The organism is Paraburkholderia phymatum, from assembly GCF_038900715.1.
GTDB classification, from domain to species: Bacteria; Pseudomonadota; Gammaproteobacteria; order Burkholderiales; family Burkholderiaceae; genus Paraburkholderia; species Paraburkholderia phymatum_A.
Genome location: NZ_JAYMRZ010000005.1, coordinates 398,676 through 412,836 on the forward strand (window position 1 = coordinate 398,676; position 14,161 = coordinate 412,836).

The 14,161-nt window shown below is 63.7% G+C and carries 16 protein-coding genes; 11 read left to right on the forward strand and 5 right to left on the reverse strand.

The window, feature by feature from the left end; genetic code table 11:
• The first annotated feature begins 80 nt into the window (after window positions 1-80).
• Complete coding sequence (locus tag VSR68_RS12880) at window positions 81-1,205, forward strand: 3-deoxy-7-phosphoheptulonate synthase (protein ID WP_342940214.1); 1,125 nt, start codon at window positions 81-83, stop codon at window positions 1,203-1,205.
• Between the two features lie 141 nt (window positions 1,206-1,346).
• On the forward strand, window positions 1,347-1,670 hold the full coding sequence (locus VSR68_RS12885; RefSeq protein ID WP_342940215.1) for a thioredoxin family protein: 324 nt from the start codon (window positions 1,347-1,349) through the stop codon (window positions 1,668-1,670).
• A gap of 23 nt (window positions 1,671-1,693) precedes the next feature.
• On the opposite strand, the gene VSR68_RS12890 is transcribed toward VSR68_RS12885, so the two are convergent.
• Together VSR68_RS12890 and VSR68_RS12895 are read right to left on the reverse strand one after the other, a co-directional pair.
• Window positions 1,694-1,978: a hypothetical protein gene (locus VSR68_RS12890; protein WP_342940216.1), complete on the reverse strand. Its 285-nt coding sequence runs from the start codon at window positions 1,976-1,978 to the stop codon at window positions 1,694-1,696.
• 149 nt (window positions 1,979-2,127) lie between these two features.
• Complete coding sequence (locus VSR68_RS12895) at window positions 2,128-3,108, reverse strand: glutathione S-transferase family protein (protein WP_342940217.1); 981 nt, start codon at window positions 3,106-3,108, stop codon at window positions 2,128-2,130.
• 189 nt (window positions 3,109-3,297) lie between these two features.
• Between VSR68_RS12895 and VSR68_RS12900 the strand changes: the two genes are divergently transcribed.
• The 5 genes from VSR68_RS12900 (at window position 3,298) to VSR68_RS12920 (ending at window position 8,690) form a co-directional block, all read left to right on the forward strand.
• Window positions 3,298-4,212, forward strand: coding sequence for a LysR family transcriptional regulator (locus VSR68_RS12900; protein WP_342940218.1), 915 nt, complete (start codon window positions 3,298-3,300; stop codon window positions 4,210-4,212).
• 220 nt (window positions 4,213-4,432) lie between these two features.
• Entirely contained in the window at window positions 4,433-5,053 is a 621-nt protein-coding gene (locus VSR68_RS12905) for a cytochrome b (protein ID WP_342940219.1), read from the forward strand.
• Complete coding sequence (locus tag VSR68_RS12910) at window positions 5,053-6,591, forward strand: glycosyltransferase (RefSeq protein ID WP_342940256.1); 1,539 nt, start codon at window positions 5,053-5,055, stop codon at window positions 6,589-6,591. Before VSR68_RS12905 ends, VSR68_RS12910 begins: the two co-directional genes overlap by 1 nt.
• Before the next feature lie 320 nt (window positions 6,592-6,911).
• Window positions 6,912-8,033 (forward strand): aromatic ring-hydroxylating dioxygenase subunit alpha, encoded by a 1,122-nt coding sequence (locus VSR68_RS12915; protein ID WP_342940220.1) that lies wholly within the window; start codon window positions 6,912-6,914, stop codon window positions 8,031-8,033.
• 192 nt (window positions 8,034-8,225) lie between these two features.
• Complete coding sequence (locus tag VSR68_RS12920; RefSeq protein ID WP_342940221.1) at window positions 8,226-8,690, forward strand: SRPBCC family protein; 465 nt, start codon at window positions 8,226-8,228, stop codon at window positions 8,688-8,690.
• A 190-nt stretch (window positions 8,691-8,880) separates the two neighbouring features.
• On the opposite strand, the gene VSR68_RS12925 is transcribed toward VSR68_RS12920, so the two are convergent.
• Window positions 8,881-9,993, reverse strand: coding sequence for a porin (locus VSR68_RS12925; RefSeq protein WP_342940222.1), 1,113 nt, complete (start codon window positions 9,991-9,993; stop codon window positions 8,881-8,883).
• Window positions 9,994-10,691: 698 nt separating this feature from the next.
• Window positions 10,692-10,883 carry a glycine zipper 2TM domain-containing protein gene (locus VSR68_RS12930; RefSeq protein WP_342940223.1) on the reverse strand — a complete coding sequence of 64 codons (192 nt, stop codon included), beginning with the start codon at window positions 10,881-10,883 and terminating at the stop codon, window positions 10,692-10,694.
• A 231-nt stretch (window positions 10,884-11,114) separates the two neighbouring features.
• Between VSR68_RS12930 and VSR68_RS12935 the strand changes: the two genes are divergently transcribed.
• The 4 genes from VSR68_RS12935 (at window position 11,115) to VSR68_RS12950 (ending at window position 13,827) form a co-directional block, all read left to right on the forward strand.
• On the forward strand, window positions 11,115-11,471 hold the full coding sequence (locus VSR68_RS12935; RefSeq protein ID WP_342940224.1) for a YciI family protein: 357 nt from the start codon (window positions 11,115-11,117) through the stop codon (window positions 11,469-11,471).
• A 150-nt stretch (window positions 11,472-11,621) separates the two neighbouring features.
• On the forward strand, window positions 11,622-12,035 hold the full coding sequence (locus tag VSR68_RS12940; protein ID WP_090864317.1) for a YciI family protein: 414 nt from the start codon (window positions 11,622-11,624) through the stop codon (window positions 12,033-12,035).
• 71 nt (window positions 12,036-12,106) lie between these two features.
• The gene (locus VSR68_RS12945; RefSeq protein ID WP_342940225.1) at window positions 12,107-12,526 is read left to right on the forward strand and encodes a VOC family protein; all 420 of its coding nucleotides are present in this window, start codon (window positions 12,107-12,109) and stop codon (window positions 12,524-12,526) included.
• 8 nt (window positions 12,527-12,534) lie between these two features.
• Window positions 12,535-13,827, forward strand: coding sequence for an RNA polymerase sigma factor (locus VSR68_RS12950; RefSeq protein ID WP_342940226.1), 1,293 nt, complete (start codon window positions 12,535-12,537; stop codon window positions 13,825-13,827).
• A gap of 140 nt (window positions 13,828-13,967) precedes the next feature.
• Here VSR68_RS12950 and VSR68_RS12955 read toward each other — a convergent pair whose 3' ends face one another.
• Window positions 13,968-14,144 carry a DUF1427 family protein gene (locus VSR68_RS12955; protein ID WP_342940227.1) on the reverse strand — a complete coding sequence of 59 codons (177 nt, stop codon included), beginning with the start codon at window positions 14,142-14,144 and terminating at the stop codon, window positions 13,968-13,970.
• Window positions 14,145-14,161 lie beyond the last annotated feature (17 nt).

Sequence of the window (14,161 nt, forward strand, 5' to 3'; positions counted from 1 at the left end):
CCGGTGCGGGCGCGCGCGGACCGGAGCGCTGCGAGTGCGATAATCGACGTCGCCCCAAAGTGCAGAGCCCGGAGAATATTGTGAGCCGTATCGACAACCCCACACGTGACCAGGAAGCCGGCGTCGCCGATTCCACCCAGGACATCACGCGCATCGACGACACCCGCATCGGCGCAGTGCGCCCGCTGATTTCGCCCGCGCTGCTGCTCGACGAACTGCCGTGCCCGCCCGGCGTGCAGACGCTCGTCGAAAAGAGCCGCGTCGAAATCGCCGATGTGCTGCACGGCCGCGACGACCGACTCGTGGTCGTCGTGGGGCCGTGCTCGATCCACGACCACGGCCAGGCGATGGAATACGCGCACAAGCTGAAAACGGCCGCCGATGCGCTGCGCGACGATCTGCTGATCGTCATGCGCGTCTACTTCGAGAAGCCGCGCACGACGGTTGGCTGGAAGGGCTATATCAACGATCCGCGTCTGGACGGCAGCTTCCGCATCAACGAAGGGCTGCGCCGCGCGCGTGAACTGCTGCTCGAAATCAGCGCACTCGGTCTGCCGACGGGCACCGAATTTCTCGACCTGCTGAGCCCGCAGTACATCGCGGATCTGATCGCGTGGGGCGCGATCGGCGCGCGCACGACGGAGAGCCAGAGCCATCGGCAGCTGGCATCGGGACTGTCGTGCCCGATCGGCTTCAAGAACGGCACCGACGGCGGCGTGCAGATAGCGGCCGATGCGATCGTCGCCGCGCGCGCGAGCCACGCGTTCATGGGCATGACGAAGATGGGCATGGCCGCGATCTTCGAGACGCGCGGCAACGACGACGCGCACGTGATCCTGCGCGGCGGCAAGAAAGGGCCGAACTACGACGCAGCGGGTGTCGAGGAAGCGTGCGCAGCGTTGCGCAAGGTCGGCTTGCGCGAACAGGTGATGGTCGACTGCTCGCACGCGAACTCCAACAAGTCGCACGAGCGCCAGATCGAAGTCGCGCAGGATCTCGCGAACCAGTTGTCGGGCGGCGACAAGCGGATCATCGGCGTGATGATCGAGAGCCATCTGGAAGCCGGCCGTCAGGATCTGAAGCCGGGCGTGCCGCTTGCTCGCGGCGTGTCGATCACCGATGCATGCATCGGCTGGACGCAAACCGAGCCGGTGCTGCAGACGCTCGCGCAAGCGGTGCGCGCGCGGCGCTCGCGCGTGAGCTGACGCCGGGCGTCGGCATAGCCGATCGGTCAGCCGGGGTCAGCGCCGTCAGCACGTTTGGCCGATAACGGGCAACATCGCACGTGGCGCGGCCTTTGCGCGATGCAAGGCCGGCACGCCGGATCGTCCGGCGCATGGAGGCTTATGACTACCGCGAACCAATACTCGAAGACCGCGCCGAGCCGCGCGGATGTCGACGCCCTCGCGGGCGTGACCGTCGTCGAATTCGGCACCGACTGGTGCGGCTATTGTCAGGGCGCGCAGCCCGTGATCGCGGAGGGGTTCGGCCCGCATCCGGGCACGCGCCATCTGAAGATCGAAGACGGGCCGGGCCGCGCGCTCGGGCGCTCGTTCAAGGTCAAGCTTTGGCCGACGCTGGTCTTCATGCGCGATGGCGTCGAAGTGGCGCGCGTCGTGCGGCCGACGGACGCGCAACAGATCGAGAACGCGTTCGCCGCCGTGGCCTGAGCCGAAAGGCAAGAGGCAACGCGTCAGCTGTTCGGAGGATCGCCGAACAGGCTGTTGATATCCTTCGATCCTTCCGACAGGTTGTATTCCTTCTGCACCGCCTTCAGCGCATCGTCGACGATGCGCTCGAAGCCGATCGCGTTGCCGAAGTGCTTCATCGTCCAGTTGCAGCCGCTGGCATCGGGTTCCTGCGATTGCGGGCGCGGCACGCTGATCTTCACGCCGTCGTCGACGACTTCCGGCGCGCGATGAATGCGCCGGCTCACTTCGTCCTGAAGCTGGGAAGGGGTGCGTGTCTTGCGTAGCATGAGCGTCTCCATGCGGGTGTGGCCGATGCGTGGCCGACGGATGGCCACGCTTGCGGACAGTCTAGCGCAAGGTACTTGCGGCCCGATGGCACGGGTTTTGGGCTCGTCGCTTGCGTGTTTGCGTGCGGCGCGATGCGCCACTTCCCCCTTCACACAAACCGCGCCCGATCATGCGGCGCATCGAAATCCTGCACGGGACCGAGCGGCACGATGCCCGTCGGATTCACCGACCGATGGCTCTCGTAGTAATGCCGCTTGATGTGCTCGAAGTTCACGGTTCCCGCGACGCCCGGATGCTGATAAATATCGCGAGTGTATGCGGACAGATTCGGATAGTCCGCAATGCGCCGCAAGTTGCACTTGAAATGCCCGAAGTACACGGCATCGAAGCGGATCAGCGTCGTGAACAGCCGGATGTCGGCTTCCGTCAGCCGGTTGCCCGTCAGAAAGCGCTGCGTCGACAGTTTCTGTTCGAGCCAGTCGAGCGTGTCGAAGAGGGGCACGACGGCTTCTTCATACGCGCGCTGGGTGGTAGCGAAGCCGGACTTGTACACGCCGTTGTTGACCGTGTCGTAGACGCGCGCGTTGATCGCATCGATCTCTGCGCGCAGCGGCGGCGGATAGAAGTCGCCCGGCTCCGCGCCGATCTCGTCGAACGCCGAATTCAGCATGCGGATGATCTCCGACGACTCGTTGCTCACGATCGTCCGCTGATGCTTGTCCCACAGGATGGGCACCGTCACGCGGCCCGTGTAGTGACGGTCGGCGGCGAGATAGACGTCGCGCAGATACGGCGCATGGTTGATCGCGTCGGGCACGACGCCGGGGCCGTCGTCGAAGGTCCAGCCGTCGGCGAGCATCAGCCAGTGCACGACGGAGACGCTGATCATGTCCTCGAGGCCCTTCAGCGCACGCACGATCAGCGTGCGATGCGCCCACGGGCACGCGAGGCTCACGTACAGATGGTAGCGGCCCGCTTCCGCCTCGAAGCCGTCGCTGCCGCTCGGGCCTGCTTCGCCGTCGGGCGTGACCCAGTTGCGGAACACGGCGTCCGTGCGCACGAAGCGTCCGCCCGTCGACGACGTGTCGTACCACCTGTCCTGCCATTGGCCGTTGACTAACAGTCCCATGTCGCTGCTCCTTTCATCGTGTGCGTTCGACGCCCGCGATATTTGCAGACGGCGTATCGGGCGTATCGGGCGTATCGGGAAACGGGACGATCGCGTGCTTCGCCCCTTCCCCTCGATCCTATGATTTTCGGCGCTCGCGCGCGTTTTGCCGTACGATTTTCCCGATGAAATCATTCGACGGGATCGAACATGTTGACCGACGACGAGCTTGCACTGCTCGAAGCGATCCGCGAAAGCGGCAGCCTGTCGCGCGCGGCGGCACGGCTCGGCAAGGCGCCGTCGACGGTGTCGCACGCGGCCCGTCAGCTCGAAACGCGCTTTGACGCGTTGCTGTTCGACCGCCGCCGCTACCGGCTGCAACTCACGCCCGCGGGCCAGTTGCTCGCCGAAGAAGCGGCGCGTCTGATGCAGGACGTGACGCGCATGACGCAGCGCGTGCGGCAGATCGCGAGCGGCTGGGAAGACCGGCTGTGGATCGTCACCGACGAGCTGATGGAGTTCGAGACGCTGATGCCCGTCATTCACGCGTTCGACGCGCTGCAATCGGGCGTCAGGCTGCGCGTGACGACGGAAGAGCTGAGCGGCACTTGGGAGGCGCTGCGCGACGGCCGCGCAGACCTGATCGTCGGCGCGACCAACGAGCCGCCCGCGATCGCCGGCTTGCGCTGGTTCGAGCTGGGCGTCGTGGACTGGGTGTTCGCGGTGTCGCCGCGTCATCCGTTCGCGAGCATCAAGGAGCCGCTGCGGCGCGACCAGATCGCGAAGCAGCGCGCTATCGTCGTGGCCGATTCGTCGCGCGCGAGCGGGCGCGCGTATGGGCTGCTCGGCGGGCAGATGTCGCTCGCCGTGCCCAGCATGCGCGCGAAAATTCTCGCGCAGCGCGACGGGCTCGGGACGGGCTGGCTGCCGCGTCATCGGGTGGCGTCGCTGCTCAAGCGCGGCGAGCTCGTCGAAAAAGAAACCGCCGATCCGCGCGAGCCCAACGTGCTGTATGTCGGATGGCGCGGCGACCAGGAAGGCCGCGCGCTGCAATGGTGGCTCGATCAGCTGCGCGAGCCGCGCCTCGCCAAACGTCTGGTGCAAGGCATCGACCAGTTCGCGTGAACCGCCCTCTTGAACCATCGAGGTGCGCGTGAAACAAATGGAAACGCGACGCAGACGTGACAGAAGCGCCGGGCTCGCCCGTCGAAGGAATAAACAGGCATAGTGGGGCGTTCTGCTGACGAGACGACAGCGGTGCGCGCATGCAGCGCGGTCCCGCAGGTCATCTTGCGTTCTTGCACGCGGCTTTCGCCGCCCCTACCGATATCCGACGAAACGATTCATGGACACATCCACGTCATCACGCACGGCCACACGCGACGGCGCCGACGCGCTTTACGCGCCATTGACGCCCGCGCGCTACACACGCACGGCGATGATCCTGCACTGGCTCATCGCCGTTCTCATCATTGCAAACGTCGTGCTCGGCCTTTCCGCCGATTCGCTGCCGGACGACTGGGTGCGCCCCGTCATCGATACGCACAAGTCGATCGGCATCACGGTGCTCGGTCTCGCGCTGCTGCGCGTGCTGTGGCGCGTGTCGCACCGGCCTCCGCCGCTGCCGCGCGAGTTTCCGTCATGGGAACGAATGGCCGCGCACATCGCACACTTCCTGCTGTATTTCCTGATGATCGCGTTGCCGCTGTCGGGATGGATGCACGACTCCGCGTGGAAGGACGCGGCCACGCACCCGATGCATCTGTTCGGCGTCGTGCCGTTTCCGCGCATCGGGCTCATCATGAATCTCGATCCCGCCGTCAAGGAGCCGTTGCACGACAGGTTCGGCGCGCTGCATACGTACCTCGGCTACGCGCTGTACGCGCTGCTCGCGATGCATATCGGCGGCGCGCTGAAGCATGAGCTGCTCGATCGGAAGTCCGTGTTCAAGCGGATGGTGCCGTGATGGATGCCGACGTGATCGAAGAGGCCACGCTCGCGTGCGGCGGCGCTCGCGAGGGCGCTTGCCGCACGGGTAGCCGGCGGTCGGGGCCGTCGCTGCGCGACGCGTTGGAGGCGGTATCGCCGCGCATCAATCCGCGCAAGGCGAGCTGGCAGAGCGTCGTGATTCACGGCAGCGTGACCGTGCTGTGGCTGCTGCTGTTCGCGCGAGCGTTCTTTCTGCATGGCGCGCTCGCGTGGTCGACGGGCATTGCGTATGTCGTCTATGACACGCTGCTGCTCGCGTTCGTCACCGTGAAGACGTTGCCGCTGATCCGCCGCTCGTTGCCCGCGCATCGTTGCGCCGACGCGGCGCATCTGCCGACGATGGGCGTGATCGTCGCCGCGCACAACGAGGCGGCCGTGCTGCCCGTGACGCTCGCCGCGCTGCTGAGGCAAACGCATGGACTGTCGCAGATCGTGATCGCCGACGATGGCTCCACGGACGGCACGCGCGATCTGCTTACCGGCCGCTTCCATCTGACCGAGCCGGCGCCCGGCGAACTGAGCGCGCCGAGCAGCCGCTATCCGAATCTGTACTGGCTGCGCGTGCCGCATGGCGGCAAGGCGCTCGCGCTCAACGCGGCCATCGACGTGATGACGACCGACACCGTGATGACCGTCGACGCCGACACCTTGCTCGCCGACGATGCCGCGCTCGCGATGCGCGCGGCGTTCGCGCAGGCGCCGAAGCTGGCGGCGGCGACGGGCATTCTCGTGCCCGTGTGCAACCGCACGGCGAGCGGGCGCGTGTTTCAGTGGTTTCAGACCTACGAGTACATGCGCAACTTCATCGCGCGCTTCGCGTGGATGCGCGCCGACAGCCTGTTGCTGGTGTCGGGTGCGTTTGCGTCGTTCCGGCGCGATGCGCTCGTCGCGGTCGGCGGCTTCGATGCGCAATGTCTCGTCGAAGATTACGAGCTGATTCACCGGCTGCGCCGCTATTCCGTCGATCGCGGTCTGGGCTGGGACGTGCGCGTGGTCGGCGATGCGCACGCGCAAACGGAAGCGCCCGCGACGCTCGGCGTTTTCCTGCGCCAGCGCCGCCGCTGGTTTGCGGGCTTCCTGCAAACGCAATACTGGAACCGCGACATGACGGGCGATGCGCGTTACGGCACGCTCGGCCGCCTGATGCTGCCGATCAAGGCATTCGACACGATGCAGCCGGTCTACGGACTGACTGCGTTTGCGCTGTTGCTCGGCTTCATCGCAGGCGGACACGGGTTGATCGTCGTGTCGATCTTCAGCGTGATCGGCCTCAAGACGGCCATCGATCTCGCGTTCTACGTATGGTGCATTCACCTGTACCGGCGCTGGACGGGCCAGACGCGCGGCTCGAGTCTGCCGATGGCGGTGGCGGCCGCCATTGCCGAGCCGTTCACGTTCCAGCTGCTCAGGCACACGGGCGCGGTGCTCGGCTGGCTGCATTTTCTGCGCGGCGGCCGGTCGTGGGGCAAACAGCATCGCTCGGGTCTTGTCGGCGCGACGGGGCGCAGGCATTGAACGGCCGTTGCGCGCGCCAGTCGAACTGTAATGCGTTGAAGCGATCCTGTAATGCGTCGACGCGCGTTTCGGAGCGTTGCACCTGCAACGACCTTGAACGAACCGCGAACGACGTTGAACGACGTTGAACGCGCCGCCGCGGCGCAGTCGTTCGCGCTTGCCGCGCATGTCGACGCGCGGTCGAATGCGCCTGCCTGCCGTAAGCCCTCATGAATCTCATCGGCGACTTCTAGTAGACTGAAAGGCGACATCGGTTTTCCAACAATCAAACCGGCTCGGTCCCGGCGACCAGTCGACCGTTGTGCCAGGAGGCTTCATACATGCATGTCGTCGCTCCGTTGGACAGCAATACCGTCGATAACGCTAAACCCGCTGTGCGCGATCTGCGCCGCGTCGATATCCACCCCGATAACTGGTATCCGCTTGCATGGTCGCGCGAAGTGAAGCGCGGCAAGGCGCATGGCGTGCGCTTTGCCGGCGACCCGATCGTGCTGGTGCGCACGGAGTCCGGCAGCGTGTTCGCGCTCGAGGACCGGTGCGCGCATCGACAGGTGCCGCTGCACGGCGGCGTGGTCGACGGCGAGGCGATCCGCTGCTGTTACCACGGCTGGACGTATGACTGCACGGGCAAATGCATCGACGTGCCGTATCTGGGCCGCGAGCGCCTGCCGAATGGCGTGCGCGCGTATCCGTGCCGCGAATCGGAAGGGCTGATTTTCGTGTTTACGGGCGATGCGCAACTCGCCGAAACGGTGTCGCTGCCGCCGCTCGGCTCGGTCGCCGACAAGGCTTACAAGACGCGGCGCTTCGGGCGCGAAGTCGCGTGCCATTACTCGTTCATGCACGAAAACCTGATGGATATGAACCATCAGTTCCTGCATCGCAAGCAGATGGGCAAGATGCGCGCGCGTTCGCTTGGCCGGCGGCGCGGCGAGAACTGGGTCGAGGTCGATTACACGTTTTCTCGTGAAGCGGGCCAGCAGCCGTTCGGCGAGGCGCTCGTGTTCGGGCAGAGTCGCCCCGATTCGAACATCGAGCGCAACGACGTGATGACGGTCCGCACGCAGTATCCGTATCAGACGCTGCAGATTCGCACGTCCGAAGGCTCGCTCGTGATGGATCTGTGGATCTGCTACGTGCCGCTCGACCGCGAGCAGCGAACCAATCGCACGTTCGGCCTGCTGTCCATCAAGCGTCCGAAGGTTGGCGTGCTGCTCGACATCGCGTGGCCGCTGCTGGTGTGGTTCACCGAGCGCATCTTCGCGGAGGACCGCTGGATCGTCGAACGCGAGCAGGAGGCACACGACGCACAAGGCGCCGACTGGAACCACGAAGTCTTTCCTGTGATCAACGAGCTGCGCGATCTGCTGCGGCAGTGCGGCGCGCCCGCGACGCGGCGGGTGATTTCCATCGAGCCGTCGGCGGAGTCGGTTGCCGTCTGATTTTTTGCGGGTATTTTCCGTCTATTGATCGGACGTTAGGCGTTGCTACGTTCGGCGCCTCGCATTCGCCGCGCTTTTCCGCGCGCGCGTGATGCAGCTTGGGCGTTCGCTGCTTCGACAATGCGTTATGCTTGATTTCATCCGCGCGACGTTGGGCGGATGCGGCGTAGTGTGTTCGAAGGAGGCTGTCTCATGTCCGAGGATGGCGACCTGGCTCCGCCGATCGCGGATCTGGAAATCATATCGGCGCGCGTGTTCGATTTTCCGCGCGATCTCATATTCAGGGCCTGGACGGACCCGGCGCATCTCGCGCACTGGTGGGGACCGAAGGGCTTCACCAACTCATTCCACGAATTCGATCTGCGTCCGGGCGGCAACTGGCGCTTTGTGATGCACGGACCGGATGGCGTCGACTACAAGAATCACAGCGTGTTCGTCGAGATTGGCGCGCCCGAACGGATCGTGTTCGATCATGTGTCGGGGCCGTATTTTCGCGTCACCGCAACCTTCGATGCAGTGAGCGACGGGCAGACGCGCGTCACGTTTCGCATGCTCTTCGAGACGCCTGCTGTCTGCGCGCAGGTGAAGACGTTTGCCGTGAAGGCGAACGAAGAGAACTTCGACAGGTTGCAGAAGGAATTGAAGCGGATGGTTTGACGCTGCGTGGTTCTGGTTCTTTGTCCCTCTTTACGTTTGAGCGCGTTTTCAGCGCATTTCAACAAACCCATAGGCTCAATAGGCAACGCCCTCATGTTCCGTAGAACATGGGGGCGTTGTGGTCGCCTCGCGGCCCGAGCGCTTACGGCAGGCCGATCGTACGCATCAACCTGCCGCGCTTCGTGTGCGATTAGAAGCGGTGACGCATGCCAACCGATGCGACAGCCTGGCGGCGCGAGGAGGAGAAGCCGCCGGAGTTGCCGTTGTCGATGACGGCCGCGACGAAGGTGCCGTTCGGCGCGCTCGTGATTTGGTACACGCCCTGTGCGTAGATGTCGGTGCGCTTCGACAGAGCGTAGTCGCCTTGCAGGCCGACCTGGTTGGCGTGGAAGTGGTCATCTTCGAGTGCGCCGTTCGTGTACGTATAGGCGATGCCCAGACCCAGAGCCGGTGTCAGGTTGTACTTCGCGTTGACTTCGTAGTTGTTGGTGTGGAACGAACTCGTGCTGCCTGGGACGTTGTCCAGGCGAGCTTGTGTCCAGGCGAGCCCGATGATGGCCGGACCGAAGGCGTAGCTTGCGCCTGCGCCGAACTGACGCTCACGATGAGCGGACATGAGGAAAGGCGTGCCGTCGGCGTCCAGAGCCGTCATGCTACCCGTCGTATTGCCGAATGGGCTGTTCTGCTGCGCGTAGCCAGCACCAATGCGCAGACCCGCATTTTCGTAGCCAGCGCCGAAGCTGTATGAGCGGTTATTGGCGAATTTCGAGCTGTTCGAAAAGCCGTACGTGCCGCCGAACGAGAAGCCAGCGTAGTTGGCGCTCGTGAACTTGATCGAGTTGTTGAATGCGACGCCGCTGTTCTCGCTCAGCTGGTCCAGGTTGCCGTAGTGTGCGAAGTTCGCGCCACCCCAGCTACCGGTTGCCGTCAACGGTGCAACGAAGTCCTGCATTGCGTCGTACTGACGGCCCAGCGTAACGGTGCCGGCCTGGCTCGACAGACCGACGAATGCCTGGCGCGAGAACATCCTGCCCGTCTGCGCCTGCGAGCCAATGTTCAGGTTGAAGCCCTGCTCCAACGTGAAAATCGTCTTCAGGCCGCCGCCCAGGTCTTCGACTCCGCGCAGGCCGAAGCGATTTTCATCGACGGAGCCGCTGCCGAGTGCCCACTGTGCGTGGCCATCCACATTGCTCGTATACGTCAAACCCGCGTCCAGCGTGCCATACAGCGTGACGCTGCTTTGTGCGTGTGCGACCGAGGCGAACGATGCAGCAACTGCCGTCGCGATCAGAATCTTCTTCATGTGTGCTTCCTTCAGTTCAAGGGGCAATACGAGGCTTGAATAGAAACGGACAAGCTATGCGTGCCACGTCCCGTGCGAAGCAAGACCACTGCACTTGCCCTGTTTGGGGAAGTGCAAGTATAGAAAGGGCCCCTAACTATCGACTTATGCCGTGATCGGAAATGGTGTATTTCTGAAATGGAAATAAAAGACGGCTACGGATGCAATGGATTGATTTGATTTATTTTTCTATCCAAAAATACGATTTCGTTTTTATTGAGATTAATTCAAGTTGTTGTAAGGCGGCAACGAAAATGGAGTGACGTTTTATTTCGGGATAAACAGAATAACGCGACGCAAACAATGTTTTGCAATTCACTCATGTTCTGTTGGTTGAACTCCCGAAGAGGCGCGTAGGTGCGGCCTCGCCACACCGACAGCGAATCCGCGAAAAGAGTGACATCAAGCAAAATAACGAATGAACTTTCGGTGAACCAGTGAGTCACCAATTAAAGTATTAAATCTCGAAATAAAACACAAGCCACGGAATAAATATAAAAATTCAGATGTCGTCCGACAGAAAGAATCGATGAGCGAGAAGAACGAATATTTGCAAATAGGCCATTCAAATCGGCAATGACGATTTTCAACAGAAATTAAAGGCGGCATTCACGAGGAATGACCGCTTTTTTACGCCTTTAAACATTTCCCAATCGATGTCACTTGCCGAGTTCATGGCCGATGATTCCGCCCGCGACAGCACCGCCGACGGTGCCCGCCGTGCTGTGCGTCGTCTCGTGGCCCACATATCCGCCCGCCGCCGCGCCGCCGAGGGTGCAGCCCGCCGCGAGCGGCAAGCATGCCGCCGCTGCCGCCGCGACGCGGAGCAGGACCGTATAGCGCTTGAACATGTCGTACCCCTGCATGATCCAACATACTTTTCGGGTCGCAAACGCCGTGCCAATTCCGTCAGCGGAATTCGCATTCGCGCGCAGCAGACATACCCAGGCGCGCCGCCACTTTGCTAGACTGCCTTCGCCAGCAGAACCAGCACTGGCGCCATCGTCCGCCGCGCCAATCCGTCCCACGAAGTACAGCATCCTCGAACGCAGCGGTCCCGACAACCGGAAATCGGAGTCCTCATGTCTTACATGCTGCTCATCGTCGAACCAACGGAACAACGTCAAGAGCGCGGCGAAGTCGCGGGTCGCGCCGTCTACGACCGCATGCTGAAATACCGCGCGGATCTGCAGTCGCGCGGCCAGCTGATCGCCGCCGAATCGCTGTCGAGCGTCAACAAGGGCGTGCGCCTCGAAAAGCGCGACGGGCAAACGCGCCTGATCGACGGACCGTTTGCCGAAGCGAAGGAGATGGTCGGCGGATTCTTTCTGCTGAACGTCGATACCTATGACGAAGCGCTCGCGCTCGCCAAGGACTGCCCGGCCGCCGAGTGGTGCACGATCGAGATCCGCAAGGTCGCGCCGTGCTACGAGTACTAGCCGAACGCTAGCCAAACGCGAGCCAAACACGCACGCCCAGCCCGTAGCGAGGGTTTTCCCTGGCGCCGACATATGTCGATCGGACTGTGCGCCGCTCGTCGTGGAAGTAAGAAGCCGCCAAGGGCTTCCGTAACTCCAGGAGGAATGGCGATGCGATTCATGATCATGGTGAAGGCCACCGCGGACAGCGAAGCCGGCAAGATGCCGGAAGAAGAACTGATTGCGTCGATGGCGACGTACCACGAAGAACTGCAGAAGGCCGGCGTGCTGCTCGATGCGTCCGGCTTGCAGCCCAGTTCGAAGGGTTGGCGCGTGCGCTATTCGGGCGGCAAACGCAGCGTGATCGACGGCCCGTTCGCCGAAACCAAGGAACTGGTCGCGGGCTACACCGTGATCCAGGTGCGCTCGCGCGAAGAAGCGATGGAATGGGCGCGACGCTTCCCCGCGCCCTTCGGCGAGCAGGCGGACGGCGAAATCGAAGTGCGTCAGATGTACGACCTCGACGACTTCGAGCCGAGCCAGGCGATGGACCGCTTTCGCAACATCGAAGGCGCGAATCATTAAGCTCGCGCGCGGCCGAAGCAAGCCGCGCCCTATCTACGACCGCATATTCCAGACGATACGGACGAACAATCATGCACAAACAAATCTACGTGAATCTCGCTGTGAGCAGCGTCGAGAAGTCGAAGGCGTTCTTCTCGCAACTCGGCTTCACGTTCGAACCGAAGTTCACCAATGAGCAGGCGGCCGCCATGGTGATCGGCGAAAACATCTACGCGATGCTGCTCGCGAAGGACTTCTTCCAGACCTTCACGCACAAGACGCTGTGCAATCCGAAGGAGAGCACGGAGGCGCTCATCTGCATTTCGTGTGACAGCCGCGCGCAGGTCGACGAACTGGTGGCGAAGGCTCGGGCCGCGGGCGGCGCGGTGCCGCGCGCGCCGCAGGATCACGGCTTCATGTACGGACACGGCTTCGAGGATATCGACGGCCACATCTGGGAACTGGTGTACATGGACCCGAACGCCGTCATGCCCACTGCCGACGCTTCCTGAGGCCGGCCGTGACGACGGCTGCGACTCACCGTGCGATCGAGGCAGTCTGGCGGATCGAATCCGCGAAGGTCATCGCTCATGTCGCGCGGATCGTGCGCGACGTCGGCGTGGCCGAAGAACTGGCGCAGGACGCGCTGGTCGTCGCGCTCGAAACGTGGCCCGATGCGGGCGTGCCCGACAACCCCGGAGCATGGCTGATGGCGACCGCGAAGAACCGCGCGCTCGACCGCTGGCGGCAGGACGCGCTGCACGCGCGCAAGCACGAGGAGCTCGGCGCGGACATGGACGCGATGGAGGTCCACATCGTGCCGGATTTCGTCGATGCACTCGACGCCGCGCGCGCCGACGACATCGGCGACGACCTGCTGCGGCTCGTATTTACCGCGTGTCACCCGGTGCTGTCGAAGGACGCGCGCGTCGCGCTCACGTTGCGCCTGCTCGGCGGCCTCACGACAGACGAGATCGCGCGCGCGTTTCTCGTGCCCGAGCCGACCATCGCGCAACGCATCGTGCGCGCGAAGAAGACGCTCGCGGCGGCAAAAGTGCCGTTCGAGGTGCCGCAGGCGAACGATCGCGCGGTGCGGCTCGCGTCGGTGCTCGAAGTGATCTATCTGGTCTTCAACGAAGGCTACTCGGCGACGGCGGGCGACGACTGGATGCGTCCTTCACTATGCGAAGAAGCGCTGCGTCTCGGCCGCGTGCTGGCCGGGCTGATGCCGGACGAAAGCGAAGTGCACGGCCTCGTCGCGCTGATGGAGATTCAGGCATCGCGCACGCATGCGCGCGTCGATCCGCAAGGGCGGCCCGTGCTGCTGCTCGATCAGGACCGCAGCCGCTGGGACCCGCTCTTGATCCGGCGCGGGCTGGCCGCGCTGGATCGCTCGGAGGCGCTCGACGGCATGAGCGGCCCGTACACGTTGCAGGCGGCGCTTGCCGCGTGTCACGCGCGCGCCCGCACGGCCGCCGATACCGACTGGACGCAGATCGTCGCGCTCTACGATGCGCTTGCCGAGGTCGCGCCGTCGCCCGTGGTCGAGCTGAATCGCGCCGTTGCCGTCGGCATGGCGTATGGGCCGATGGCGGCGATGGAAATCGTCGATGGACTGGCGGACGAAGCGTCGCTGAAAAACTATCACTGGCTGCCGAGCGTGCGGGGCGATTTGCTCGCGAAGCTCGGCCGCAACGACGAAGCGCGCTCCGAATTCGAACGCGCCGCTTCGATGACGCGCAATGCGCGCGAACGCGAACTGCTGCTCGAACGCGCGCGCGAAATGAGCGGCGCGCATGGACGCATGCAGTGAGCGCACTTTTTGTTGGCGTCGAGGCGCGGTTAGTCGGCGTGTCAGCTGGTCACGTGCGCGAGCAGCGTGCGCACCAGCGGAATCGCATGCGTAAGCGCGCTTCGAGTCGGCGGCGGTGCTTCGATAGTTAATCGGCGCATTCAGCTCGTCACGTGCGCAAGCACCGTGCGCACGAACGGAATCGCGTGCTCGCCCGCGACCATGCCCAGCAAGCCAATCAGCGCGACGATGGGCGGCGCGGGCGATTTCACGTCGATGACGTTGTACAGCAGGCCGACGGCAACGCCCGCCGCCAGCGACACGATATAGGCTTTCATACGAGTCTCCGGTGACG

What these genes read in the sequence shown, in the direction of transcription:
- VSR68_RS12885 (WP_342940215.1), top strand. Translation starts at nt 1,347, where the DNA reads ATGACTACCGCGAACCAATACTCGAAGACCGCGCCGAGCCGCGCGGAT.
- VSR68_RS12890 (WP_342940216.1), bottom strand. Translation starts at nt 1,978, where the DNA reads ATGCTACGCAAGACACGCACCCCTTCCCAGCTTCAGGACGAAGTGAGC.
- VSR68_RS12895 (WP_342940217.1), bottom strand. Translation starts at nt 3,108, where the DNA reads ATGGGACTGTTAGTCAACGGCCAATGGCAGGACAGGTGGTACGACACG.
- VSR68_RS12900 (WP_342940218.1), top strand. Translation starts at nt 3,298, where the DNA reads ATGTTGACCGACGACGAGCTTGCACTGCTCGAAGCGATCCGCGAAAGC.
- VSR68_RS12905 (WP_342940219.1), top strand. Translation starts at nt 4,433, where the DNA reads ATGGACACATCCACGTCATCACGCACGGCCACACGCGACGGCGCCGAC.
- VSR68_RS12910 (WP_342940256.1), top strand. Translation starts at nt 5,053, where the DNA reads ATGGATGCCGACGTGATCGAAGAGGCCACGCTCGCGTGCGGCGGCGCT.
- VSR68_RS12915 (WP_342940220.1), top strand. Translation starts at nt 6,912, where the DNA reads ATGCATGTCGTCGCTCCGTTGGACAGCAATACCGTCGATAACGCTAAA.
- VSR68_RS12920 (WP_342940221.1), top strand. Translation starts at nt 8,226, where the DNA reads ATGTCCGAGGATGGCGACCTGGCTCCGCCGATCGCGGATCTGGAAATC.
- VSR68_RS12925 (WP_342940222.1), bottom strand. Translation starts at nt 9,993, where the DNA reads ATGAAGAAGATTCTGATCGCGACGGCAGTTGCTGCATCGTTCGCCTCG.
- VSR68_RS12930 (WP_342940223.1), bottom strand. Translation starts at nt 10,883, where the DNA reads ATGTTCAAGCGCTATACGGTCCTGCTCCGCGTCGCGGCGGCAGCGGCG.
- VSR68_RS12935 (WP_342940224.1), top strand. Translation starts at nt 11,115, where the DNA reads ATGTCTTACATGCTGCTCATCGTCGAACCAACGGAACAACGTCAAGAG.
- VSR68_RS12940 (WP_090864317.1), top strand. Translation starts at nt 11,622, where the DNA reads ATGCGATTCATGATCATGGTGAAGGCCACCGCGGACAGCGAAGCCGGC.
- VSR68_RS12945 (WP_342940225.1), top strand. Translation starts at nt 12,107, where the DNA reads ATGCACAAACAAATCTACGTGAATCTCGCTGTGAGCAGCGTCGAGAAG.
- VSR68_RS12955 (WP_342940227.1), bottom strand. Translation starts at nt 14,144, where the DNA reads ATGAAAGCCTATATCGTGTCGCTGGCGGCGGGCGTTGCCGTCGGCCTG.